The organism is Capnocytophaga canis, from assembly GCF_043187445.1.
In the GTDB taxonomy this organism is placed as follows: Bacteria; Bacteroidota; Bacteroidia; order Flavobacteriales; family Flavobacteriaceae; genus Capnocytophaga; species Capnocytophaga canis.
Genome location: NZ_CP171121.1, coordinates 1,696,405 through 1,722,075, shown reverse-complemented (window position 1 = coordinate 1,722,075; position 25,671 = coordinate 1,696,405). Strand labels below are relative to the sequence as shown.

The following is a 25,671-nucleotide window of genomic DNA, read 5'->3' as shown; positions in this document are numbered from 1 at the left end:
TCGTAATTCGTAATTCACAATTCGTAATTATTAATTATTCGTTGTCAAAACTCCAATTTCATTTGAACCGGCAATAGCTGAAACGATTTTCGGTGGTAGGGAGTAATCCCGTACTCTTGTATTGCTCTGCGATGTTCTACTGTGGGATAACCTTTATTTTTTTTCCATTGATACATGGGATATTCATCTGCAATCCGCTCCATATATGCATCTCGATAGGTTTTCGCTAACACAGAGGCCGCCGCAATGGTCTGTATTTTGGCATCACCTTTGACAATACAAGCATGAGGAATAGTACCGTATTTCACAAATTTATTCCCATCAACAGCAATAAAATCAGGAGTTTGTGATAACTGTTCTAAAGCCCTATGCATTGCCAAAATGGAAGCCCTCAAAATATTCAATTCGTCAATTTCAACGGGAAAAACATGTGCCACAGCAAAAGCTACAGCCTGTTGTTCAATGATAGCTCGCAAAATCAAGCGTTGTTTTTCCGTGAGTTGCTTGGAATCCGTGAGCAGTTCATTCTTAAAATTTTCGGGCAAGATTACCGCAGCAGCCGTCACAGGCCCCGCCAAACACCCTCGACCTGCTTCATCCGTTCCCGCTTCTTTATGTGTATGATAAAATAACTGCATGTTTGATTTCCTGTTGCAAAGATACGCATTTATATGCAAAAAATCACCTTTCTTCCAACACCTTTTTCATGGCATTAGCCTTAACAAGGCATTCTTCATATTCTTTTTCAGGGTCAGAAACAGCTGTGATAGCACTCCCCACAGAAAAAGACACATACTTTTTTTTCTGATTATAAAAAATACTGCGAATGACCACATTAAAATCAAAATCGGCAGTAGGGGTGAAATAACCAATTGCTCCACTGTAAATACCTCGTTTTGAAGCCTCTAATTTTTCAATAATTTGCATTGCCGACAGTTTAGGAGCTCCTGTCATACTTCCCATCGGGAAAGTACTCTTCAGCACATCAACGGCATGTGTACCGTCTTTTATCTTCGTTGCTATGGTGGATATGAGTTGATGTACTTGCTTAAAGGTGTAGGGCTTACAAAGCTCTCTAACCTCCACACTTCCTTTTTGTGCGTACATAGATAAATCATTGCGAACCAAGTCTACAATCATCACATTTTCAGAGCGTTCTTTTGGATTTTGTTCCAACTCATCACGCAATTTCCGATCCGTTTCAGCATCTGACGATCGCCTTGCTGTACCCTTGATAGGCTGTGAAATGACCGTTTCTCCCGTTCGCTGTAAATATCGTTCTGGTGATGCCGACATTACAAAACAATCATCAAACCTTAAATAACACGCAAAGGGAGGCGTTGATATAGAATTTAATCGAAAATAGGTGGAAATAGGGTCTATTTGAACATCTTCTACATAAAATTCCTGGCAGAAATTCGCTTCATAGATATCACCTCGGGCAATATGCTCCTGCATTTTCCTTACGCTGTCCATATAATCCGCTTTGGACAATCGGGCAGTAATCGCATTTGGTTCTGAGATCTCTGAAAAAGGAAACATCTCCGCCGTAAGCATGGCTTTCCAATCAGCTTCTATTTCAGATGAAACCGAGCTCAAATAGCTAAACATAACCATATTTTCTCTAAAGAAAAGTAACTTTTGAGGTTGAAAAAAGTAAAGCTCAGGAAATTGTAATCCATCGAAATTATTAGATTTCAAAGATGCTACATCATTCTTCAGATCATAGGACAGATAACCAAAAATCCAATCACGGGTCTTATCCACGAATGATCGTAGAGCTTCAAAAGCTCCCAAAGGAGTATCAAGCCTCAGAATTGCATTAGGAGCAAATGCCAAAACAGCATCGAATTTATGATAAACATCAGCATACGCATTGGAATCCAACCAAATCGTGGTTTCTCCTTGGTTATTTGCCCAATGGACAATCTGCTGTTTTATATTTCCAGTGATATGAAAAGACTTCTCTATTCGCATAAAATTACGATTAAAAATAAATTACAAAAATAATTACGAATTACGGGAATTAATTATAAATTACGAATTACGGGAATTAATGATTAATTATAAATTATAAATTATAAATTATAAATTATAAATTATAAATTACGAATTACGGAGTTGGATAATTTCGTAATTGGAAATTCGTAATTCGTAATTTTCTTTGAAATTCGTAATTAAATATCGTAATTTGAAATTAATCTGTTTTCATTTTCAGGGTAACGTTTCCAATGTTGTACACATAAACCGAAGCGGGTACAAAAGTAAAGTACAAATCTTCTATTTCCTTGGTTCCAGTTTTGTCGATTGAAGTAACCAAAGCACTTTTAAACCCGTTGGACTTACAAAATTGAATTAGACTTTGTAACTCTTGTGGTTTCTCGAAATAGCGGTTGCTCCATTTGATTTCCACTCCCCAAATGGGTTTGAATCGCACATCATCTACCAATACCAAATCTACCTCGCCTTCTTTTCTGCCGTCTTTCCAACGAGCATAAGTCAGGGCTAAATTTTCTCTGTGCATCCACTGTGACAAAACAGCAGTCTCTACCATATTTCCCATTTCGTCATCCACGGCTTTTATGGGGGAAAATAGAGCCGTACGAAGCGACGGATTGGTCAGATAAATCTTAAAACTCGTTATCCGTTTCAATCTCTTGGCATTGATATCCACCTTATTAAGTACCTTGATAAGAAAAGCCGCTTCGAGGTATTCCAAATATCTTTTGAGTGTTTCTTTCTGTATGCCACTTTCTTTGGACATTTTTTCGAAAGAAAATTCGTTGCCCGTGTTGTACGCAATGTAGGTAAAAAATCGGTTCAGCTCCTGAACATCCTTGATGCCGTACAAACTCGGCAAGTCTCTCAACAACACCTTATCCACAATATCGTTTTTCACATACCGTCCCATATCTTTCTGAATCTTTTCAGAGAGAACCACTTCAGGATAACCACCAAAATTGAGATACTGTTGGAATTCTTCATTCAGTTCATTTATATCCAAAGGCAGATGATACGGTATTGATTGTCCGCCGTATTGAATAACATCTTCTCGGATAAGATGATTTTTATTTTTGGTAGTGTTATAAAAAGTATGATGGTAGTTCTGATTGTCAGGCTGAGCGTAGTCGAAGCCTCGTAATTACAGGGCTTCGACTACGCTCAGCCTGACAGAAATATCCACTTTATTAAAGATATCATACTTTTTACAACACTTCCTTATTTTTTAAGTGAATAAACTCTTGAAATGTGAGCGGAGGCAACATAAAATCGGTAAATCTTCCTGCTCCACTCTCTGTGCTGTGCCAACGGAGTGCTGCTGCCGCCGAACCAGAAACGACAAATTTAGTTTCGGGATAAGTGTCAACCAACACTTTAAGATGGCGTTCCCAATCTTTTAGGTATTGAATTTCATCGAAAAACACATAGCAACCTCTCAGATACTCTATTTTTAAAGCCTCTTTGCATAACTCCAAAATGTCTTGTAATCCCAAATGTAAGTAAATAGGATTGTCTATTCCAACAAAAAATATCTTTTGCGGATTTATCCCCTCTTCAATCAGTTGGTCTATGGCGTGGTACATCATCACGGTTTTTCCTACCCTACGGGGGCCCATAAGCACTACCGCACGGCGAATATCCTGCTCTGTTACAAAGGGATAAAACAAATCGAAATACAACCTTTTCGACATATTTTTGTACAAATCGGGAATCCTTTGGCTCGACCACCAAGGGTTTTCGTACTGCAACCGCTCTATAATTCTCGGCGTAGGAATAAGCCTTGACTTTTTCATTTTTACACTTATTTATTTTACTTTTGTAAAAATAAACATATTTAAACATATTTATTTTTACAATTCAACACCTTTTAAACACACAAACCCTAAAAAAACTTTATTTCGCAAAGTTATAACATTTCGGGAATAATTTTAAATTACAAATTACGAGAATAATTTTAAATTACGAATTTCAAATTACAAAGAAAATTACGAATTACGAGAATTAATGATTAATTATAAATTATAAATTACGAATTACGGGAATTAATGAATAATTACCAATTATAAATTACGAATTACGAGAATTAATGATTAATTATAAATTACGAATTACGGAGTTGGATAATTTCGTAATTGGAAATTCGTAATTCGTAATTTTCTTTGAAATTCGTAATTATAAAAAAAAGGAAAGTGTTGTAAAAAGTATGATACCTTTAATAAAGTGGATATTTCTGTCAGGCTGAGCGTAGTCGAAGCCCTGTAATTACGAGGCTTCGACTACGCTCAGCCTGACAATCAAAACTACCATCATACTTTTTATAACACAACCAAAAAAAGCCGTCTTTTCAGACAGCTTTTTATTTTTATAGATTTTGTTATTTATTAGAATAACACGAAACCAATTTTAATGGTTGGTGCACCAAAGAAACTCAGGTTGTAATGATCCGCTGAGCGGTTGGCTAACCCAGGTTGTGGTTTGATTGATGACACTGCGTAGGTGTAAGAAATTCCTTCGATTTGTGCTCCAACAAAGAAGCGATCACTGAAGTAATAGTCAGCACCTGCAACGGCTGCAATGCGGTAGTTCCATGTTCTTGCTACAGACGAACCAAACTCTATTTTTTCAACTTCGTTGTAACGCTTAGAGTTTTGAGTGTATGCCAATCCCATACGACCTCCTGCAAACCATGAAAGTTTTGTACCTTCAATGTTGAAGTAACGATCACCTCCAATGCTCATCGCATACGACAAGTTATGTTGTACAGGGATGGTTCCATACGCAGGAACAAATACTTCATAGCTTTCACCTGTCTTCTCATCACCCGTAACTCCAGGAACTTCATAGTAGCCAGGATATGCCGAATAGCTCAAACCAAAAGAACCCACAAAACGCCAATCATCATTTAAAAACCAACCTGCTTCGAAACCTACCATTGACCCCTTGTTTGTCCAACTTGTAGCGTGTTGCACTGGAGAGAACGATTTTCCCAATCCATTGGGTGCGTCAGCGCTTTCATAGTTGTTGTAGCCCAAGGTAGCGGCAAAGGTGAACTTATTGCTTTTTGAAGCTTGTTCCTCCTGAGCGTTCGCTGTTATCCAAAGCGTAGGAACGGTGAAGGCGATTAATAATAATTTTTTTATTTTCATATAACAATTATTTTAGAAAAAGGTTGCCCAAAGGGCTTAGGCAACCTTTCCTTGTTATTAATTTGTTTTGTGCTTAAAAGCCTGAGAGATTACTCAGATAATTTGATAGCTTCCAATTGCTTTTTGTAAGCCGCTAACAATACCTCTTGGTGAGCTTTGTCTCTTTTTAACTCAGCTAACTCTTCTTTTGCTAGATTCAATTTATCTTGAATAGTATCAATTTTTTCGTATTTAGCTATAGCAACCTCTGCTTTTTCAATTTCCTCGTAAGCTGTTTTGTATTGCTTATCAAATGTCTCGTACCCTGTAAGTATAGATTGGAACACACCTTTAATCTTAGTGAAATTGTCCTTTTGGTCTTTCAATCTTTGCTCAACAAAATAACGATCTGCTGCTTTTTGAACTGCGTCATTGTATTTTGTAATAACCCCATCAAATGCTTTTCTATCTTCATTTGTAGATGAACCTACAAAGAAAGATTTAACTCGAGTAAATTCCTTAACAACTCCTGTAACCTCTGCTCTTAACTTAGCTTTTTGTTTATTATCTCTTATCGCTTCTTCATAAGCGTGAGCTGCATTAGCTACTGCTTGTCTGCGTGTATTTATCACAGATTCACCCAAGTTGTTTTCTATTGCTTGGTTAAGGCTCTCTTTTGCGTCAGCTAATTTTTTAGCAAAGTTAGCTATGGTACCTGGTTTATTCTCATCTTGCTCGTTATACAAAGCGATAGCGTTGTCATATTGAAGAGCTAACTGTGGTAGATATTCAATATTTTTTTGCAAATCTGCCAAAATAGAGGTAGTATTAACTTTATCTGCTTTCACCTCTACTTTAGACAAAGCAGTATATTCAGAAGTAACATCTGACGCTGTCAAAGCTTCTAAATCTTGCACTTCTAAAACTTCTGTAACATTCACAGCAAGAGGAAACTGAGTGTACAAAGTCTCTCCTTTTTCTACTTTTTCTTGGAAATCACTAAGCAATTTGCCTATCTCAAGCTTTTCTGCTTCCTCAGATACTTTTTTAGCTGCTTTCTCAAGATCTTCTAATTCGTTGGTTGAAGAGGCTGTATTGTAAGCCAACTCAGCTCCATGCTCTTTTGCTTCATACTCTTTTACTTTAGCAGCATACTCCTCAGTTGAACCATTTTTAAGCCCATCCAATGCTGCAAGAAGTGCTTTGTTTTTAGCGATAATATCTTGTTGCTCTTTGATATCTCTTGCTTTCACAGCCTCAAGTGTTGTAGCACTTTGTGTCAAACCTGCAATCTCGGTTTCTTTTTTGATGATCTTACCTGTAAGTTTCACAACCTCTTTCGCAGCTTTGTTCATCTCACTCTCAATAGAAGTGTATTTTTCCAATTTCTTTCTAAACAACTCGTTTTGAGCGTCTAACAAGTTAGCTTCTGCTTCAGCTAATGCTTTCAATGCGTTAGCTTGTTCAGCTTTCAACTCATCATCAGCAGCTTTTGCTTTCGCTAAAGCACGCTCTGACTCAAGTCTTGCTTTTTCAGCATCGAGCTTCAATTTAGCTATGTCATTGTCACTCTTAGCCTCGTTAACAGCATGTTGCAACTGTTTGATAGCAAGGTCAAGCTCTGCTTCCTTAACAGAAACAAGCTCCTTGGCTAATACTGCCTCTCTAATTTTAACCTCCACTCCGTAAGCAGCCGTTACCGCTACTTGTTGAGCTGTTTTCGCTTTTGTATTTTCCGCATTAGCGTTTAGTTCATTCGCCTTTGCGTTACGCAGATCTCTCACTGAGTCTGATTCGTTATCTTTCACGCACGATGTTAAACCTGTAGCTAACACCGCTGAAAGAATCGCTGGAATAATAATTCTTTTTTTCATCGTCTTAAAAAAAAATTAAAGTTAATAATTAATTTGTTTACTATAATAAATTATGGCACTACTGCCATTTGATTTTACTTAACTGTTCTGAACTACTCGCAATAGCTACGCCACTACTTTCATTGCACGGGACAAAGGTAAATAAATTTTCTTTATACGCAAAAAAGTTTTAAAAAAAATTTCTTAATCGCTAACCACCCACTACTCGTATTTAATTACCTAATACAATAACAATTCGTAACTATCAACTCTTAATACGTAACTATTATTTGGGGCAAAGATATGCAAAAAAAACTCTTTTCGGATATTTTTAACTTAATTATAACAATATTAGCGTGAACGGTCAAAAACATATCACGAACGGTCATTTTTTTAGGATAAAATTAACAAATACAATGCGAGAGATTTGGAATTGTTAAAAGGTTCAAGAGTTCAAGGTTTAAAGATTCAAAGATTCAAAGATTCAAAGATTCAAAGATTCAAAGATTCAAAGATTCAAAGATTCAAAGATTCAAAGATTTAAAGATTTAAAGTTAACTATAAATTACGAATTACGAATTACGGGGCTGGATAATTTCGTAATTTGAAATTTGGGTTGTGTTATAAAAAGTATGATGCTGGTTTTGATTGTCAGGCTGAGCGTAGTCGAAGCCCTGTAATGATAAGGCTTCGACTACGCTCAGCCTGACAAAAACACTTCTTTTTTTAAGGGCATCATACTTTTTACATCACCTTCGAAATTTGAAATTCGTAATTTTCTTTGTAATTCGTAATTGTTTCACCACGTGTGCGTTAAAGAATGCTTTTTAATTGTTTTGGATTTTGTCGATTATCCCAAAAGGATACAATTTCAATCATATCTCGGACAATATAGATTAAAGAGAAGTTTTGAAGAATAATTAATTTTCTATACCTTAACACATTCCCATCTTTATGATCTTCTTTTTCTTCTGCTATAAAAGGATTTTTCATAAGCATATCTTCGGCTTCCTCTACAGCTTTCATGATCTTTTGAGAATATGTATTTGATGAATTATGGCTTATCCAAAACTGTAAAACATCTACATATTCCTGCTCTGCGACATAAGACCACTTTATACTCCGCATATTTTTCTTGCTTTTTCTCTTACTTCTAAATAAGATTTGGTTTCTCCTTTTTCTGCTTGTTTTATTCCTCGCAAAATATTTTCTTTTTGTTTTTCAGTAAGTCTTGTTTCATCATAAACCTCTAAGCCAATGGCTTCTAAAACTCTCACTGCCATTTGATACTGTTCAAAAGAGAGTGCTTTTTTGAATTGTATGGTATGTGTATTCATCACTTCTGTTTTCTGCAAAGGTAAGAAAAATAAATTACGAATGATTAATTACGAATTACGATGGGGAATGAAAAATTATAAATTATAAATTATAAATTATAAATTACAAATTACGAATTACGGGAATAATTACGAATTACGGGGCTGGATAATTTCGTAATTTGAAATTTGAAATTCGTAATTTTCTTTGTAATTCGTAATTTGAAACTCGTAATTTTCTTTGTAATTCGTAATTTGAAATTCGTAATTGTTTCAATTACGGGAGTGGATAATTCCGTAATTGGTAATTTGAAATTCGTAATTGTTTCAATTACGGGACTGGATAATTTCGTAATTTGAAATTTGTAATTTGAAATTTGTAATTCGTAATTGTAACTATCTTTTGTTCTTCTGAAATCTCATAGTACAAAGAGAATTTTCCTTTGAAAAAAATACGTCTGTATAAATTGAGGTCGCCTATGTAATGTGCTAAAAAATAAGGGGTTTCAGAAATGATTGTTCAATAGAATTCACTTGCTCAACTATTTTCAAAGAATAGGTATTGGACTTGTTTCTATCTATCCAATATTCTAAATTTGAGAAATAAGCTGTTTCTGCGGTAGGTGTCCAAACTATTTTGTACATAATTTCAAGGCTCTGTTTCTAACTTCTTCACTTGAAATTAATAGACCTTGTTTAGCCTCTTCATTAGATTTTGCTATATTTTCTAAATCTTGTTTATCCAATGCAAAAGAGTCTATCTTACGCTCTATTTCAATTCCCATTTCATCTAATATTTGCGTTAAAAGCTGATACTCTTGAAAACTAAGATTTCTCTTTAATTAATGTGATCGTATTCATAACTTCTGTTTTCTGCAAAGGTAAGAAAAATAAATTACGAATGATTAATTATTAATTACGAATTACGATGGTAATGAAAAATTATAAATTATAAATTATAAATTATAAATTACAAATTACGAATTACGGGAATAATTACGAATTACGGGGCTGGATAATTTCGTAATTTGAAATTTGAAATTCGTAATTTTCTTTGTAATTCGTAATTTGAAACTCGTAATTTTCTTTGTAATTCGTAATTTGTAATTAATACTACACAAGTCCTTTTTGAATGAGGGCTTCAGCAATCTGAATGGTGTTGGTAGCGGCTCCTTTGCGGAGGTTATCGGCAACAACCCACATATTCAAAGTGTTTTTCTGTGATTCGTCACGACGAATGCGTCCCACAAATACGGCATCCTTACCTTGTGCGTAAAGAGGCATAGGGTAACTGTTCGTAGTGGTATCATCTAAGACTTGAATCCCTTCCGATGTTGATAGTAATTGTTTGACTTCTTCGAGGTTGAAATCGTCACGCAATTCAATATTTAAGGACTCACTATGCCCTCCAACCACTGGGATGCGTACGGCTGTGGCCGTTACGGCAATGGAATCATCGCGCATAATCTTTTTCGTTTCGCGTACCAATTTCATTTCTTCTTTGGTGTAGCCATTGTCCTCAAAAACATCACATTGAGGAATAGCATTCCGGTGAATCTGATAGTGGTATGCTTTCTCCCCTTCTACTCCATTGTATTCATTTTCAAGTTGCTTTACAGCCTTGACTCCTGTTCCTGTGATAGACTGATAGGTGGAAACCACCACACGCTTGATGCCGTACTTTTGCTGTAAAGGTGCTAAAGCTACTAACATCTGAATGGTAGAACAATTGGGATTTGCTATGATTTTATCTTCTTTAGTAAGCACGTCCGCATTTATTTCAGGGATAACTAATTTTTTGGTAGCGTCCATACGCCAAGCTGAGGAATTGTCGATAACTGTAGTACCAACCTGTGCAAACTTCGGAGCCCACTCCAAAGAAGTGCCTCCTCCTGCCGAAAACAACGCAATGTCTGGTTTCAACGAAACGGCTTGTTGCATACCAACTACTGCATATTCTTTACCTCGAAAGGTAATTTTCTTACCTACAGATTTCTCTGATGCCACAGGAATCAATTCTGTTACTGGAAAATTACGCTCTTCCAAAACCTCTAACATCACGTTACCGACCATGCCCGTAACGCCTACAACTGCTACTCTCATGCTTTTTTTATATTGAAAAATTAATTTAAAGTTTGATATGGCAAACCATAAGCTATAAGCTATAAGCTGTAAGCTATAAGCTGTAAGCTGTAAGCCTATTACCTACTTAACTCCGTGCATCAATTTCTTGATCAATGGGTTAAGAGATATTATTAACAATCCTGCAACTACAGGAACTATGGTAAATATAAGAAAGAAAGTCGACAAGCTATACTGGTTCGTTATATTCTCAATTTGCCCCCCAAGGATGGCTGCAACCTTATTGCCTATGGCAATTGCCAAGTACCATACTCCAAACATAAAGGCAATCATCCGAGCTGGAACCAATTTCGACACATAGGATAGACCTACAGGTGACATACATAACTCTCCCATAGTATGGAACAAGTACGCCAATACCAACCAAACCATACTTACTTTAACTCCCTCTGTAACGCCATGAGCTCCAAGGGCTAACAATCCAAAACCAATTGCCATGATGATTAGTCCAAGTCCGTATTTCACAGCCGCAGGTGGATTGTAACGGCTATCCCACCAACGAGAGAAAAGGTTTGCCAACGCAATTATAAAAAAGGAATTAAGAATAGAAAACCATGAGGTAGTGATTTCCACCCAGTTGGATTTTTCCTCGCGAACCACAGCCTTGACCACTCCACTGTTAGCATGAAGACTTGCAGCACGTTCTTTTGCCCATGCCATTTTTTCAGCATCTACATACCCAAACGATGAGAAATCATTATTTCGCGGTAGCATAAAAATATCCTGCCCCATTTCAAAACGAGCATCGGTCTCACCAATAATGGTTTCTCTACTTACCAATGAATATGTATTATTTTCAGTAGCGTAAAAATCATATAGTTTTTCCCCTTTTTTATCCATAACTATGGCTCCCGTTTCAGGGTTTACTCGTGGAACTGCAATGGTTGGAATTGCTTTTTCTACAATTTCATATTTCCCTTTTGGGATGTTTTTATCCGTGAACGGCACATACTTTGTGATAGCTTTTCCAGATACATCAACTTCGGTGATTTTGAACATTTTCTGTGTTTTGGTAGTAATATGCACCTCCGATGCTAATTTAGTATCATCGATCGCTAAAGGGACATGCTTCAGGATAAAATCACCTTCTGCATTGATTTTCAAATCCTTACCATCGCTATCGTACACCTGAAATGCATCGTAACTCACGCTATAAGCAACAGTATTAAAATCGCGTTTAAGCATCCAACCAACAACTACCCACACCAAACCGAAGCATACTAAAAGTACAATATTCGATGCAAATATCTTTGAAAACGTTTTCTTACCTAACAGATACAACACATACGTGATTAACAACAACGGAATAACCGTGAGTAACGCATTAACCACGTTGAAAATAACTGCCTGACTACCCAACAGCTCACGCTGTACGTTATCACGAGCAAAAATAATTAAAGATGAAGCTCCTTGCTCAAACGACAACCAAAAAAATACAGTAAAAAACGCAAAGATAATTACAGTAATCATTCTGTTTCGAACGATTTTCGTGTAACGAGAAATACGAGAGATGACTACAAAAAGAAACACAAAAAGCCCGAAGACTACAGCAATGTATTGCCCTTTGATGTTTTGAGTTTCTAAAAACTTAAATAAGTCGATCCCACCAATTCTTGATAGTGGATCGTTAATAGCATACCCTAACCCAATAATTGCTGCAATGGCTATCAAAACTTTATCAAGCATCGTAAATGGATTACGCTTTTCGAGGTCATTGATTTCTTTATTAACATGCTGTTTTTCAGAAATTTCCTTTCGAGCTTTCGAAGGCACATCACCTACGGTTCCAAATAGCGGACGAGCCAACCAAAACTGCAAGGTTCCCAACAGCATAAAAACACCTGCTAAACCAAATCCCCAACTCCAGCCCACTTTTTCAGCAATATAGCCACAAAGCATCATCCCGAAAAAAGCCCCTGCGTTCACACCCATATAGAAAATGGTATACGCTCCATCTTTTTTTTCTGGTAAATCCTTATACATGTGTGAGATAATGGACGTCATATTCGGTTTAAAAAAACCTGTTCCAACGACCAATAACCCCAGTCCGACATATAGCCAAAATTCGGTTTCCACCGCCATCGCAGCATGTCCTAATGTCATAATGACTGCTCCAATGACAATAGCCCATCGATAGCCAGTAAATCGGTCAGCGATGATCCCTCCCACAATAGGAGTCAAATACAGCAACATCACATACGTGCCGAACAAAGCTCCTGCGTTTTCGGTTGTCCATTGCCACCCAGGATTATAGCCTATCATTGCCATTGTTAGGAAGTTAATGAGCAACACTCGCATTCCGTAGAACGAAAAACGTTCCCACATCTCGGTGAAAAATAACACAAACAACCCTGCCGGATGCCCTAGCACTTGCGTGTCAAAAAAATTGGATCTCGCTTTTTCCATTGTTAGTCAATATTTTTGATTAGGGCAAATATACCATTTCTTTTGAAAAAAACAAGAGACAAACACGAATCACTTAACATGCTTGTCTCTATTATCAGAAGTAAAGTCAATCACTTACAGTTAATTTCATTGCTATCAATGTATTTCAGCAGTCCATTCAGCTCCACTAATATCAATAAGTTTCAGCGTTTTAACTTCTGATTTAGGCAATCCTTCTAACGGAACTGACAAATCTGCTTTTGCTCCCAAAGGCAATATCAAACTATGCTTGCCAGGCTTCACTTTTGCTACATAATGATTATTAATCTTATCCTTCGGGAATTTTGACAAATAATTCATACTCCAGCTTTTAGAAACTTCTCCTTTTTCATTTAAAATTTGTACTTCAATTAAAAAAGAACCATACACATCGGCTCCTTCTACTCGAAATACTTCAAAAGTGAGTTGATCATCAGCTAACATCACATTTGAGATTTCCACCTTGGGTTTCACCGATTTATTATGTAATTTTCCAAATACTCCCCCGTGAAAATACTGATTTGTGAATAACGTAATAGCGAAGATAAATAGCGAAAATACCAACACAAAAGGCTTCAGTTTTTCGGTTGGCAAGACACCTGAACCCAAGTAGTTAAACCATTTTTTGGAGGTAAAGTCGTATTTTTTTCGTATAAAGAAGTCATCAAGTGAATAGAATCCTCCACCGGTTAAGAAAATGGTAAAACCTCCTGCCAAGCCCAAAACGCCGATTTGCCATTCGTCTAAACAAGTGGTTCCCAACCATCCTGACCCTAACAAAATTCCCATTGCTAAAGAAAAAACTCCAACGCTCATCAAGCGTGTGAATAGCCCTAACATAATGAACAAGCCCACAATCGCTTCCACTATGGTAAAGGCTATCATAGCAAATTCTAACTTATCGGGATTAGAGACTAAGTATTCAATTAAAGGTTTTATTCCCAACGCATTAGGTAAAAAATGATTAAACTTCTCACCTACATAACCTGCCACTTCTGGAGATAGTTTATCTTCTAAAACCACGCGTCGCCAAAAGGCAGAAAAGTACGTCCAACCGATAACCAAACGTAAAGACAAAGCGAACAACCCTGCCCAAGAGGAGAATTGCTCCTGATATGTATTATTTTTCATTTAAACTCTTTTTAATATTAAAATTTTATTGCAAAAAACGGTCGTGTTATAAAAAGTATGATGTAGTTCTGATTGTCAGGCTGAGCGTAGTCGAAGCCTCATAATTACAGAGCTTCGACTTCACCTCATCATTACAGGGCTTCGACTACGCTCAGCCTGACAAAAACACTTCTTTTTTTAAGGTATCATACTTTTACATCATCTCACAAAAGTTAGCTTAAATGAATTCTTAAACACCTGAAAAGAATGTATTTAGGAGGAGCATTTGCAGAATTTTGGTTAAAATACTCCTTTTTTATTTTCGCATCAAAAGCAAATATCTCAGTAGAACAAAGCAAATCATTCTCCTGATTATCAAAAACATTTAGAACACATTCCGTACGAAGTTTTTTATTCGCAGAGACGAGATTTTGACATTGAAATGAGGAGGTAGTCGTTCTATTTTTATGAAGCGGTTTAAAAAATGATATTTCAGCACTATCAAAAAGAATTCCTTTCGCAGTACAGGGCGTAAGCGAAAACAAAATGAACATTCCCCAAAAAAGGAGTTTAACTTTTTTGATATGTAACAACAACTCTTTCACGGATTTTGAGAATGCGTTATTGGGCAAATGTACATTTTTTTTGAATAAAATTTCTGATTTTTTGTAACATTTTCCGTTTTTCTGCGTCTTTAAGGGTAGAAACCAATAATCAATATCATATGAAAACCACGTTATCCTTTTTATGTTTACTTTTTGCTACTGTTCTTTACTCTCAAGAAATCACCCTTTCGGGAGAAGTGAAAAATCAACAGCAAAAACCCGCTGAATTTCTGAATGTCATCTTAAAGAAAGAAGAAAAACCCGTACACGGAACACTTACTAATTCCTTTGGAAAATTTTCTGTAAAAATCCCGAAAGGTGATTACACCCTCATTTTGGAACAATTCGGAACTGAACTTTTCAGCAAAAACGTATCACTTTCCAAAAATACTGATTTAGGAGTTATACAAATTGATGAGTCTATTCAGATGGAAGCCGTAACTGTTGAAGGTCGTAAAAAACTTGTAGAACAGAAAGTAGACAGAATTGTTTTCAACGTAGAAAATTCTGTTCAAGCAAGTGGTGGAGATGCCCTTGATGCCCTAAAATCTACCCCCGGAGTTCAGGTGCGTAACGAGGATATTTCTATTGTTGGCAAAAATGGTTTACGCGTAATGGTCAACGATAAAATAATACAACTTTCGGGCGAAGAACTCACTAACTACCTGAAATCCATAGCATCCGACAATATCCAAAAAATTGAAGTTATCACCACACCGCCTTCCAAATACGACGCCGAAGGCAATGCGGGGCTAATCAACATCGTACTTAAAAAAGCCAAGGAAGATCATTGGAACACTACACTTCGAACTTCCTATCAGCAGGGAATTGTTGGGAAATTACGCAACGGCATAAACTTTTCCTATCGAAAAAATAAGTTCTCCGCTTTGGCTGATTTGGGCTATACAGACGGAAAATCGAAATACGAAAACGACATTCATTTTTGGTATCCACAGGAATATTGGGTCAATCGGTTGGATATAGAAGGGAAAAGCAAAACGTGGGTACCCCTTGTGAATTTGAACTACGATGTAACCAAAAAAAGTACGCTTGGTGTACAATTTATGGGAAGTTTTTCGGATAATATCAATAATGGTTTGACAGCAAATCGTGCGTATATGTACAACAATCCAAAACTGATGAAAGAATATATTACCTATCAAATTGAACCTGAAAACACTCAAAATTTGTCTATCAATGTGAATTTCTTACAAAAAATCGGAGATAAAGGAGCAAAACTCACCTTTGATGCCGATTATTTCCATTATAAAAAAGATAGAAATGACAACTTAAACACTATTTTCCATAATTATCAGTTGAACACAAAACCAAAGTCGTATGTAAATTCGCTTTCTATACAAAAAATAGACAATTATTCCTTTAAAACTGATGCGGAGCTACCCGTTTCGTGGGGAAATCTTTCTTTCGGAGCGAAAATCTCCCGAACACAGACTGATAATATAGCCGAATCCGATTTTCGTGATGAAAATCAAATACAAACTCTTGCTCACAAAGATCACTTTCTTTATACAGAAGATACCCAAGCCCTGTATGCCGATTGGGCGAAATCTTTCGGAAAGAAATGGAGCGTAAAAGCAGGTGTTCGAGGTGAAAATACACAGACCAAAGGAGTTTCCGTTTTAGCAAATAATGAAACACACAAACGAAATTTCTTTAAGCTTTTCCCGACATTATATGTTCAATATAAAATTGATGAGAACCACAACATTTCGGCAAATGTAAACCGTCGCATTCATCGTCCGCAATTCTTTTCACTTAACCCAGGAAGATTATATATGAATCCGAAATCGTATGTAGTGGGCAACCCATTTTTGCAACCTACCTATTTATTAGGAGCAACGCTGAACTATTCCTATAAACATTGGTTAACATTCCAGCTAACATATTCCAACATACAGGATAATCGAACTCAAATTACGTATCACAATCCTGCTTTGGAGGAAACTAAAATGCAATGGGAAAATTTTGCTAATAGTAATGAGTGGAGTGCTTCGGTAAATGTCAATAAAAGTTTGTTTTGGTGGTGGGAATTTTCGGCATATATGATTGTAACTTACGAAAATGCAAAACCTTATGTTGCTGCATTTCCCGACCCAATGAAAAGTTGGGGAGGTTATCAATATTTGGGAAATACTTTTATGCTGAATGAAAACAAAACTTTACAAGCAAGTGTATCGTATGAATATCAGTTTCCGTGGGATAATGACACATCAAAAAGTTCGGAGGTTTCAAGTTTAGATTTAGGTATCAAATATTTAGCTTTCGATAAAAAATTAACTATTGCTCTCAACACAAACGACATCTTCAAAACCAATATAATGACTTATACCCGAAAAATTAAACAACAAGGCATTACAGAAAGCTATCGTCAATACTACGATACGCGTTACCTACGTCTTTCTCTTACCTATAAATTTGGAAATAGCAAAATTTCAGTACAAAAAAGAGAGGGAGGAAATGCAGAAGAACGCGGAAGAAGTTAGCTACATTCAATTGATAAAGGTAAATTTTTGAAAACAAACAAGGGATTATGATTTTTGTGGTAAAAGCATAAAAACCTAAAACCTTGTTTGTAATACTGTATAAAGATAGGGCAGAACTAACAAAATGTTTAAGAGTAGCCAATAAAAAACTATCTCGTATTTACCTAAAAGGAAAAGAGAATTTAAACTTTAATTACCTATTAATAAGGTTGTTAAATTTATTTAACATTTATTTTCAGAAGCTATTTCATGCTAAAAACTGCATTTAGACATTACCAAAACTATGTGAAAAAGGAGCTTAGCAGACGTAGAGTACAAGTTTTAAACAAAATAAAAAGTCGAGATTGAACTCAATATAATAACCTGAAAGATATAAGAAAGAGACTGTCCGAAAAGTCAAATTTTTAGCAACTTCATAAAACTTAATCTATTGAATAAAAGCATTTTATTTTTAATATTTTGCTCAAAACAACTCTTTTCGGACAGCCTCCTTACATTGTCAATTAATTGTTTATCGGTGCCGACCCCATTACAAATTTCAACTCTCCGCCATTTTTAAGTTCTTCATCAGTGATAAAAGTGCGGTCGAGTGGTTTGCCGTTAAGTGTTGCCGACTGAATGTACATATTTTCCGCAGACACATTTTCAGCAATGATGGTAAAAGTTTTTCCGTTAGGCAGATTGATTTTCGCTTTCGGGAACAACGGACGCCCAATTTCATACTCACCCGAAACAGGATTCATCGGATACAAACCAATGGAACTCCACACATACCAAGCCGACATTTGTCCGCAGTCTTCATTTCCTGAATATCCGTTCGGCGTGGTGTTGTATTGCGTTTTCAAAATTTCATTTACCCAATATTGTGTGCGATGTGGCTCTCCCGCTTTGTTGAACAGATACGCAATATGATGGCTCGGTTCGTTGCCGTGAGCGTACTGCCCAATGAGTCCCGTAATGTCCGCCGAAACGTTATCGCCCGTAATTTCAGAACTTTCGGTAAAGAGTTTTTCCAAATGCGTTGTGAATTTCTCTTTTCCGCCGAAAGCATCAATAAGTCCTTGCGGATTTTGTGGAACAAACCACGAATGTTGCCAAGCATTTCCTTCGGTGTAATCGGTAGCTTCGCGGTGGTTGGAGTGTTTCGGGTCGAAGGGCTCACGCCATTTGCCACTTGCCGATTTGCCTCGCATAAAGCCTGTTGTGGGGTCAAACAAATTTTTGTATGCTTCGCTTCGTTTCATAAAGAACTCGTAATCATCGGTTTTCCCTAAGGCTTTTGCCATTTGTGCTACACACCAATCATCGTAAGCATATTCCAACGTAATGGTTACCGATTCGTCCCATTTGTCGTACGGAATGTAGCCATATTGCTTGTAGAATTTTAGTCCGCGTTCGTCTCCCATCATCGTTTTTTTCATCATTTCGAAGGCTTTTTCGGCATCGAACGAACGAACGCCTTTGAGATAAGCCTCAACAATCACAGGGATAGAATGATAGCCGGTCATACAATCGGTTTCGTTGCCGTAGAGCGTCCAAACGGGAAGTTTATTGATAACGTCGGAATACGCTAACATTGAGCTAATAATATCCGAAGATTTTTTAGGTTGAAGCAAAGTAATTAGCGGATTTTCAGCACGGAATGTGTCCCACAATGACAAAGTAGAATAGGCTGTAAAATCCTTGGTGGAATAAATTTCATCGTTTTGCTGACGGAATTGTCCGTTCTTGTCAGAAAACGTCACGGGAGCTACCTGCGTGTGATACAAAGCCGTATAGAAAATCGTTTTAAGCGAATCGACAGGCGTTTCAATTTCGATAGAAGAAAGATGTTTTTCCCAAGTGTCGTGAGCTTTTTGGCGTACTTCGGCAAAGGTGCGTTTGTCATACAAATCCAAATTCGCCAACGCATTCTCTTCACTTACAGAAGAAACCGCCACGCGCACCACCAATTCCTCCCCTGTGGAATTATCAAAGAAGAATTGCCCTGATGAGATTTGTTTTCCACTATTTTGAAGTTGTAAATCTTTAATAGGTTTAGAAAATGCAATAGCGAAGAACACTTTTTGATTTTTCGCCCATCCCGTACTGAATCGATGTCCTGTGATGATGTTTCCGACGTTTTGTCCGTCCAACTTTCGATTGGATTGTTGGATAAACATTTCCGTAGGGCTATCCCAATTGATGGCAAATCCTAAATTCAAAATAACGGATTGTGTATCGCCTTTTTGATAGGTATATTTGTGGTAAGCAACGTATTGGTCTGCTGTAAGTTCTGCATTTACTTTGGGGTCTTCAAGGAAAACTTGATAGTAGCCAGGTTCTGCTTTTTCGTTTTGGTGCGAGTAACGTGACTTGTACGTGACTTGATTGCGGAAGTCCAAAGCAGCCTTCGGATATTGGTCTTTTTTTCCAGTGGAAAACTGCGACAAATCGTATTCTTTATTGACAGGCATCAGCAAAATATCGTTCAAATCACCGATACCTGTTCCGCTGAGCGATAAATGCCCAAAACCGATTAGTAAAGTGTCACTGTGATGATAGCCCGAACACCAATCCCAACCGCTGATGCCATTCACAGGACTCACTTGCAACATTCCGAACGGAACGGTAGCTCCAGGGTAGGTATGTCCGTGTCCGCCCGTACCGATGAAAGGGTCAACGTACGTGGTGAGTGGTTTTTGCTGTGTTTCTTGCTCTGTTGTAGGCTGTTTTACTTCTTGGCACGAAGTCACCATCAGCCCTAAAAGCGCCAATGATGAAATGTATTTTCTTATCATTGTTTAAAATATTTTATTTAAAATTTCATTTGCTTAATAAAGATGTCACCACATACCCTCCCCAACAAGCCAACAAGCCTAAAAACACACTCAACAAAGCGTAAAGAAAGGCTTTTCCAATTTGGTTCTGTTCGATAAGTTGGAAGGTTTCTAAGGAAAATGCCGAAAAGGTAGTAAATCCGCCCAATACTCCTGTAATAAAGAAAGACAACCATTCCGCAGAAAAGTTTTTCTTCTGAAATAATACAAACAGTGCCCCAATCAAAAAGCTACCTAATACGTTGACAAAAAGAGTGTTAAAAGGAAACATTTTGACTATTCGTATGCTCATCAGTCCATAGCACAAAAAGCGAAGCATACCTCCTATGGCACTGCCTAACCCTACGTACATAATTGATTTTATCATTTTTATTGATTAACCGAACACAACAAAAGTAGCAAAAATAATCATAAAAACAAAGAAGTTAGGAAGTCAAAAAATACAGATAGTTGTATAAATTGTAGTCTAAAACCAGATTATATTTTTTATCCCAACGAATATAGAAGAATAAAATTACAATCTACTTCTCAGAAGTTTATAGACATACTTAGAATTGTGATTTTTTTCAGAGTTCGTAATGAAATAAAACCGATGTGTATATATGCTTTTAAAACAAAAAAATTAAAACATAAATGGCATATTTTAATAGTCTGAACAGTATCCAGATATCATAAAAAAAACGGCCGTAATCCCTTACAGCCGTTTTAATTCAATAATAAAATTTAAAATCAAAAAACTATCTTAATCCGCTAAAATGACTACTCTATTGTTATTTAACTCTAAAGTTCCGCCATTGATAGCCAATAAAAATTCATTTTTTTTATCTCCTTTTTCAAAACGAGAAGCAACGCTTTCTCGAAGTTCAATGTTTCCGTATAATTTCACGTATCCCTTCGTCAAAACTGACACGATAGGTGCGTGGTTTTCCAACATTTGGAACTCTCCGTTCACTCCAGGAACAGAAACCGCATTCACTTCTCCGTTAAACAAAATTTCCTCAGGGGTGACAATTTCTACTTTCATATCCGTATTGAATTTTCAATATTATTGAACCTCAGCTAACATTTTTTCTCCTGCAAGGATAGCATCCTCAATAGTTCCTTTCAAGTTGAACGCAGCTTCTGGCAAATGATCTAACTCTCCATCAATGATCATATTAAAGCCTTTTATCGTGTCTTTAATATCAACCAAAACTCCAGGTATACCTGTAAACTGTTCAGCTACGTGGAAAGGCTGTGACAAGAAACGCTGTACACGACGCGCACGAGCTACCGCCAATTTATCTTCTTCTGAAAGTTCTTCCATACCTAAGATGGCGATAATATCTTGAAGTTCTTTATAGTGCTGTAATAATTTCTTAACACGTTGAGCACATTCGTAATGTTCTTTTCCTAAGATCTCAGGAGTCAAAATTCTTGAAGTAGAATCCAATGGGTCAACGGCAGGGTAGATACCCAACTCAGCGATTTTACGTGACAATACGGTAGTTGCATCCAAGTGAGCAAAGGTTGTCGCTGGTGCAGGGTCAGTCAAGTCGTCGGCAGGAACATAAACTGCTTGCACGGATGTGATTGAACCTCTCTTTGTAGAGGTAATACGCTCTTGCATTGCCCCCATCTCAGTTGCCAATGTCGGCTGATAACCTACTGCTGATGGCATACGACCTAACAACGCCGATACCTCAGAACCTGCTTGGGTAAAACGGAAGATATTATCTACGAAGAATAAAACATCTTTTCCTTGTCCATCTCCAGCCCCATCACGGAAATATTCAGCAATGGTAAGTCCTGAAAGTGCCACACGAGCACGAGCTCCTGGTGGTTCGTTCATCTGACCGAAAACGAATGTCGCCTTAGAGTCTTGCATTGCTTTTTTATCAACTTTGGTTAAGTCCCATCCTCCATTTTCCATAGAGTGCATGAACTCATCACCATATTTTATAATTCCAGATTCTAACATTTCTCTCAAAAGGTCATTCCCTTCACGGGTACGCTCACCCACTCCAGCAAAAACTGAAAGTCCTCCGTGACCTTTGGCAATATTGTTAATTAGCTCTTGGATCAAAACGGTTTTTCCTACTCCCGCACCTCCAAACAAACCAATTTTCCCTCCTTTAGCATATGGCTCAATAAGGTCGATAACCTTGATTCCTGTGAAAAGCACTTCTGTTGAAGTTGATAAATCTTCAAATTTCGGAGCCTCACGGTGAATCGGTAGTCCATTAGAACCTTCCTTTGGTAGGTTTCCTAAACCATCAATTCCATCTCCAATAACATTGAATAAACGCCCATAAATGTCTTTCCCGATAGGCATTTGAATTGGATTCCCAGTTGCAATTACTTCTGTATCACGACTTAAACCCTCTGTTGAGTCCATTGAAATCGCTCTAACAACATCCTCACCTATGTGTGACTGTACTTCCAAAACTAATTTTGAACCATCAGCTTTAATAATTTCCAATGAATCATAAATCCTAGGAAGTTCGCTCTCAGCAGCAAAAACAACATCCACTACTGGTCCAATTACCTGTGATACTTTACCTTTTTGAGACATTTTCTGTATAATTGTTATGTTTAATTATTTGATTTATATTTTGTTCACGCAAAACATAAAGTGTTTTTATGTTTGTCTGCAAATATATGATTTTTCTTAATAAAAGAAAAAAAAATGTATAAATTTATTCACTAAAAACCTTTAAAACAGATTTTATTTTTTTCAACATATTGTGTATTAAATAAATACAATATTTTTCTCGAAAAATCATCTCAGTTATAAACTATGGCAAAATTGCTCCGACAGCAATGTCACAACGATGTCCTGGTTCACCATGTGGTGGATTAGGTTTTCCTGAAAATCCTTCGGCAGTAACTCCTACATTTTGCTGTGTGTTTTGAGGATCCACAACTATTTGTTGAGGAGCAACCTGAGGTTCAACACTTTGATTTTGTTGATTAACCACTTGTCCCATTGGCTTGGAATCTAATGGAGCCCCCACTGGAATGTCACAACGATGATCTGGTTCACCATGCGGTGGATTTAATTTCACACCTCGGGAATCCACCGATAATGAGGCGGGCTGAGGAACTGCAAAACCCTCAGACGACACTTGTGGCAAAGCCTCGTTTTCCGAAACTGGAATGTGTTGGCTAATATTCTGTGGTATATTTGATGAATTTGGTAACGGTGCTCCTACTGGAATATCACAACGATGACCAGGTGCACCATGCGGAGGATTCAAAGTCACTCCCGAAGAACCTGTGGTAGGCAACTGAGAAGCACTTGTTGCATTCAGAAGTCCTAAGTTTTTATCAAAAACAGATGAATTTTGGCTACTTTGTAACAATGCCTCCGCTTGTTGTGTATTTAACAAAGCTTCTTCTGAAACCTTGATTTCATCAACACTATTTTTGCACGAAAACAGGAATAAAACACCTAATAAAATACCGATTTGCTTCATAATCATATCAATTTTGTGGCAAATATAACCCATTTTTTCAAAATAAAAAAGCCTTCAGAAATTTCAAATAATCTTGCTATTTTCGCTTTTCCAGCTCAAAAATCGTAATTTCAGGGCGTACATTAAACCGAACAGGAATGGAATGCCCTATTCCTCGGTTGACATAAAGCGTTCTTTGATTGGATAATTCAATTTTTCCTGACGCATATTCCTTATTTTTTACGGGAAGTACGGGAGGTGTAAGAAAAGGAGGTTTACACTGCCCTCCATGGGTATGCCCCGAAAGAATCCAACCTTGATAATTTTGCCAAACCTCCAAATCACAAGTGTCAGGATTGTGACTCAAAACTACATTAGCTTGTGCTGCATCATAATTTTCAAAAGCCTTACTCGCATTAAATTCACCTGCCCACAAATCGTCTAATCCAATAAAGGTCAACCCCTCAATTTGAATACGTTCATTTCTCAAAACAACGATTTGGTGTGAACGCATCAACTGAACAATACTATCTGCCACTTTAGGCTCACGCCAATTCACTCCGTAATCATGATTCCCTAAAACAGCTATCGTTCCTAATCTTCCCTTCACGCAATGTTGCAAAGCCTCTTCCAATTTGTCGTACAGTACTTTTTTGTTTTTATAAGTAACATAATCGCCTGTATAAACCACAAAATCAGGATCATATTTTCTCATTTCTTCAAAAGTTGAAATCAGATAATCGTTACTTACCCAACGTCCCGTATGGAGGTCACTAATTTGCATCAAGGTTTTCCCCTCCAAATGTTTTGGTAAATGCTCAATAGGCATTTTCATTGAAACAACTTCTACCCAATGACGCTCTATTTGCCAAGCATATAGTACCAAAAAAAGACATATTACCGTTGGTATGAAAATGATTTTTTTTATGATTTTTCGTGACTTCATGCTTTTGAATATTTTCACTTCCGACTGATTTCTCTCACTGAACGGTAAAACGACTCATAAAGAGAAAGTGAAATGTTTACAAGAATTATACATTTATTCAGAGAAATATAGCAAAAGTTATTTGACATAAAAAACTCTGTACCAGATTATTATTAACAAAAAACATCAATTATAATATCGATACGATTTTCTTGACTCTTACTCATGCTATCATAAAAAGTTGTATTCGAAAGTCTGTAAATTAATACAGATAGATGATTATCAAAACTTTGATAAAAACAAAAGCCTTTCTTAACAGAAAGGCTTTTAGATGTACAACACTTTTGATTTCGCGGTCTGGACGGGACTCGAACCCGCGACCCCCTGCGTGACAGGCAGGTATTCTAACCAACTGAACTACCAGACCTCATTTTGCGAGTGCAAAGATACTATTTTCTTTATATTTTCCAAAGAAAAAATATTTTTTTTAGCACTCTTTTTAAACTTCATTTATAAGTTGCTGAAAATCAAATTCAAACATTAAATTTTTTCCTAATTCAAAGCCTCTGCACCTCCAACGATTTCTAATATTTCGCCAGTAATCGCCGCTTGACGAGCTTTGTTGTAAGTCAATTTCAATTGATTTCTAAGTTCACTCGCATTATCCGTTGCTTTGTGCATTGCTGTCATTCGAGCTCCGTGTTCAGAAGCTACCGAATCACGTAATGCCTTGAACACCTGCGTTTTCAATGAACGAGGAATCAATTCCTTAACAATTTCTTCTTTGGAAGGCTCATAAATATAATCTACTAAAGATTCTTGTTCCTCTGCAACAGTCTGAATAGGTAAGAAAGTTTCCTCTATAACGATTTGTGTTGCTGCATTTTTGAAACTGTTATAGACCAAAACAACCTTATCAAATCGACCTGATGTATATAACTCCATCAATTCTGATGCCAACTCGGCCGCATCCGCGTAGTTTAAGTTATCAAAAATATGGGATTCATATCTGAAAACTTTGTCAGTTTTTTTCAAAACATCGTTTCCTTTTTTTCCTACGGTGTAAAACTCCACCTTTTGATTTTTATAAACAGTACTTTCTAATTCTAATGATTTTTTGATAATATTAGAGTTAAAAGCTCCGCAAAGACCTCTATTAGAGGTGATTGGAACAATCAATATATTTTTAGCCACTTGAGGACGTTCGTTATAGATACTGTCGTTACCCAAAGCAGAACTAAGTTGTTCCAACAATTGTTTTAGCTTATAAGCATAGGGTTTCATCGCGATGATGGCATCTTGAGCTTTTTTAAGTTTTGCTGCCGACACCATTTTCATCGCTCCAGTAATTTGCATCGTAGAACTTACCGATGAAATCCTGCTTCGTATTTCTTTTAAATTTGCCATTTT

At 36.9% G+C, this 25,671-nt stretch carries 21 protein-coding genes and 1 tRNA gene; 1 reads left to right on the top strand and 21 read right to left on the bottom strand.

Annotated elements, in window-relative coordinates:
• Positions 1-44: 44 nt before the first annotated feature.
• From ACF3OB_RS07325 to ACF3OB_RS07265, 13 genes are all read right to left on the bottom strand, one after another.
• Positions 45-638, bottom strand: coding sequence for a ribonuclease HII (locus tag ACF3OB_RS07325; RefSeq protein ID WP_392447276.1), 594 nt, complete (start codon positions 636-638; stop codon positions 45-47).
• Positions 639-681: 43 nt separating this feature from the next.
• Positions 682-1,977 carry an anthranilate synthase component I family protein gene (locus ACF3OB_RS07320; protein ID WP_095893586.1) on the bottom strand — a complete coding sequence of 432 codons (1,296 nt, stop codon included), beginning with the start codon at positions 1,975-1,977 and terminating at the stop codon, positions 682-684.
• Between the two features lie 220 nt (positions 1,978-2,197).
• Positions 2,198-3,004 (bottom strand): ATP-binding protein, encoded by an 807-nt coding sequence (locus ACF3OB_RS07315; RefSeq protein WP_232745202.1) that lies wholly within the window; start codon positions 3,002-3,004, stop codon positions 2,198-2,200.
• 202 nt (positions 3,005-3,206) lie between these two features.
• Positions 3,207-3,794, bottom strand: a complete 588-nt coding sequence (locus tag ACF3OB_RS07310) for an AAA family ATPase (RefSeq protein ID WP_392447273.1) — start codon at positions 3,792-3,794, stop codon at positions 3,207-3,209.
• A 588-nt stretch (positions 3,795-4,382) separates the two neighbouring features.
• Positions 4,383-5,147, bottom strand: a complete 765-nt coding sequence (locus ACF3OB_RS07305) for a BT1926 family outer membrane beta-barrel protein (protein ID WP_392447271.1) — start codon at positions 5,145-5,147, stop codon at positions 4,383-4,385.
• Between the two features lie 89 nt (positions 5,148-5,236).
• Entirely contained in the window at positions 5,237-7,000 is a 1,764-nt protein-coding gene (locus tag ACF3OB_RS07300; protein ID WP_392447269.1) for a hypothetical protein, read from the bottom strand.
• Positions 7,001-7,792: 792 nt separating this feature from the next.
• On the bottom strand, positions 7,793-8,107 hold the full coding sequence (locus tag ACF3OB_RS07295; RefSeq protein ID WP_042006324.1) for a type II toxin-antitoxin system RelE/ParE family toxin: 315 nt from the start codon (positions 8,105-8,107) through the stop codon (positions 7,793-7,795).
• Positions 8,095-8,316, bottom strand: a complete 222-nt coding sequence (locus ACF3OB_RS07290; RefSeq protein WP_042006326.1) for a hypothetical protein — start codon at positions 8,314-8,316, stop codon at positions 8,095-8,097. The genes ACF3OB_RS07295 and ACF3OB_RS07290 overlap by 13 nt, the downstream gene beginning before the upstream one ends.
• Positions 8,317-8,784: 468 nt before the next feature.
• Positions 8,785-8,940, bottom strand: a complete 156-nt coding sequence (locus ACF3OB_RS07285) for a hypothetical protein (RefSeq protein WP_392447267.1) — start codon at positions 8,938-8,940, stop codon at positions 8,785-8,787.
• Complete coding sequence (locus ACF3OB_RS07280; RefSeq protein WP_392447266.1) at positions 8,928-9,080, bottom strand: hypothetical protein; 153 nt, start codon at positions 9,078-9,080, stop codon at positions 8,928-8,930. Before ACF3OB_RS07280 ends, ACF3OB_RS07285 begins: the two co-directional genes overlap by 13 nt.
• A 328-nt stretch (positions 9,081-9,408) precedes the next feature.
• Positions 9,409-10,398, bottom strand: a complete 990-nt coding sequence (locus tag ACF3OB_RS07275) for an aspartate-semialdehyde dehydrogenase (RefSeq protein ID WP_172918261.1) — start codon at positions 10,396-10,398, stop codon at positions 9,409-9,411.
• Positions 10,399-10,500: 102 nt separating this feature from the next.
• Complete coding sequence (locus tag ACF3OB_RS07270) at positions 10,501-12,843, bottom strand: oligopeptide:H+ symporter (protein ID WP_392447264.1); 2,343 nt, start codon at positions 12,841-12,843, stop codon at positions 10,501-10,503.
• 135 nt (positions 12,844-12,978) lie between these two features.
• Complete coding sequence (locus tag ACF3OB_RS07265; RefSeq protein WP_392447262.1) at positions 12,979-13,992, bottom strand: TQO small subunit DoxD; 1,014 nt, start codon at positions 13,990-13,992, stop codon at positions 12,979-12,981.
• A gap of 703 nt (positions 13,993-14,695) precedes the next feature.
• Here ACF3OB_RS07265 and ACF3OB_RS07260 point away from each other — a divergent pair.
• Positions 14,696-17,080, top strand: coding sequence for a TonB-dependent receptor domain-containing protein (locus ACF3OB_RS07260; protein ID WP_392447260.1), 2,385 nt, complete (start codon positions 14,696-14,698; stop codon positions 17,078-17,080).
• Between the two features lie 503 nt (positions 17,081-17,583).
• Here ACF3OB_RS07260 and ACF3OB_RS07255 read toward each other — a convergent pair.
• The 8 genes from ACF3OB_RS07255 to atpG all read right to left on the bottom strand — a co-directional run bounded on the left by ACF3OB_RS07255 (position 17,584) and on the right by atpG (position 25,668).
• On the bottom strand, positions 17,584-19,860 hold the full coding sequence (locus tag ACF3OB_RS07255; protein WP_392447258.1) for a GH92 family glycosyl hydrolase: 2,277 nt from the start codon (positions 19,858-19,860) through the stop codon (positions 17,584-17,586).
• A 25-nt stretch (positions 19,861-19,885) separates the two neighbouring features.
• Complete coding sequence (gene crcB, locus ACF3OB_RS07250; protein WP_392447257.1) at positions 19,886-20,266, bottom strand: fluoride efflux transporter CrcB; 381 nt, start codon at positions 20,264-20,266, stop codon at positions 19,886-19,888.
• Positions 20,267-20,641: 375 nt separating this feature from the next.
• Positions 20,642-20,923, bottom strand: coding sequence for a F0F1 ATP synthase subunit epsilon (locus ACF3OB_RS07245; protein WP_042008526.1), 282 nt, complete (start codon positions 20,921-20,923; stop codon positions 20,642-20,644).
• 21 nt (positions 20,924-20,944) lie between these two features.
• The gene (atpD, locus tag ACF3OB_RS07240) at positions 20,945-22,453 is read right to left on the bottom strand and encodes a F0F1 ATP synthase subunit beta (protein ID WP_042008529.1); all 1,509 of its coding nucleotides are present in this window, start codon (positions 22,451-22,453) and stop codon (positions 20,945-20,947) included.
• 223 nt (positions 22,454-22,676) lie between these two features.
• A complete protein-coding gene (locus ACF3OB_RS07235; RefSeq protein ID WP_392447255.1) occupies positions 22,677-23,357 on the bottom strand; it encodes a hypothetical protein in 681 nt (226 codons plus the stop codon).
• Positions 23,358-23,433: 76 nt separating this feature from the next.
• Entirely contained in the window at positions 23,434-24,282 is an 849-nt protein-coding gene (locus ACF3OB_RS07230; protein WP_172914240.1) for a metallophosphoesterase, read from the bottom strand.
• 332 nt (positions 24,283-24,614) lie between these two features.
• A tRNA-Asp gene (locus tag ACF3OB_RS07225) sits at positions 24,615-24,688 on the bottom strand.
• Between the two features lie 125 nt (positions 24,689-24,813).
• Entirely contained in the window at positions 24,814-25,668 is an 855-nt protein-coding gene (gene atpG / locus ACF3OB_RS07220) for an ATP synthase F1 subunit gamma (RefSeq protein WP_042347697.1), read from the bottom strand.
• Positions 25,669-25,671: the final 3 nt, after the last annotated feature.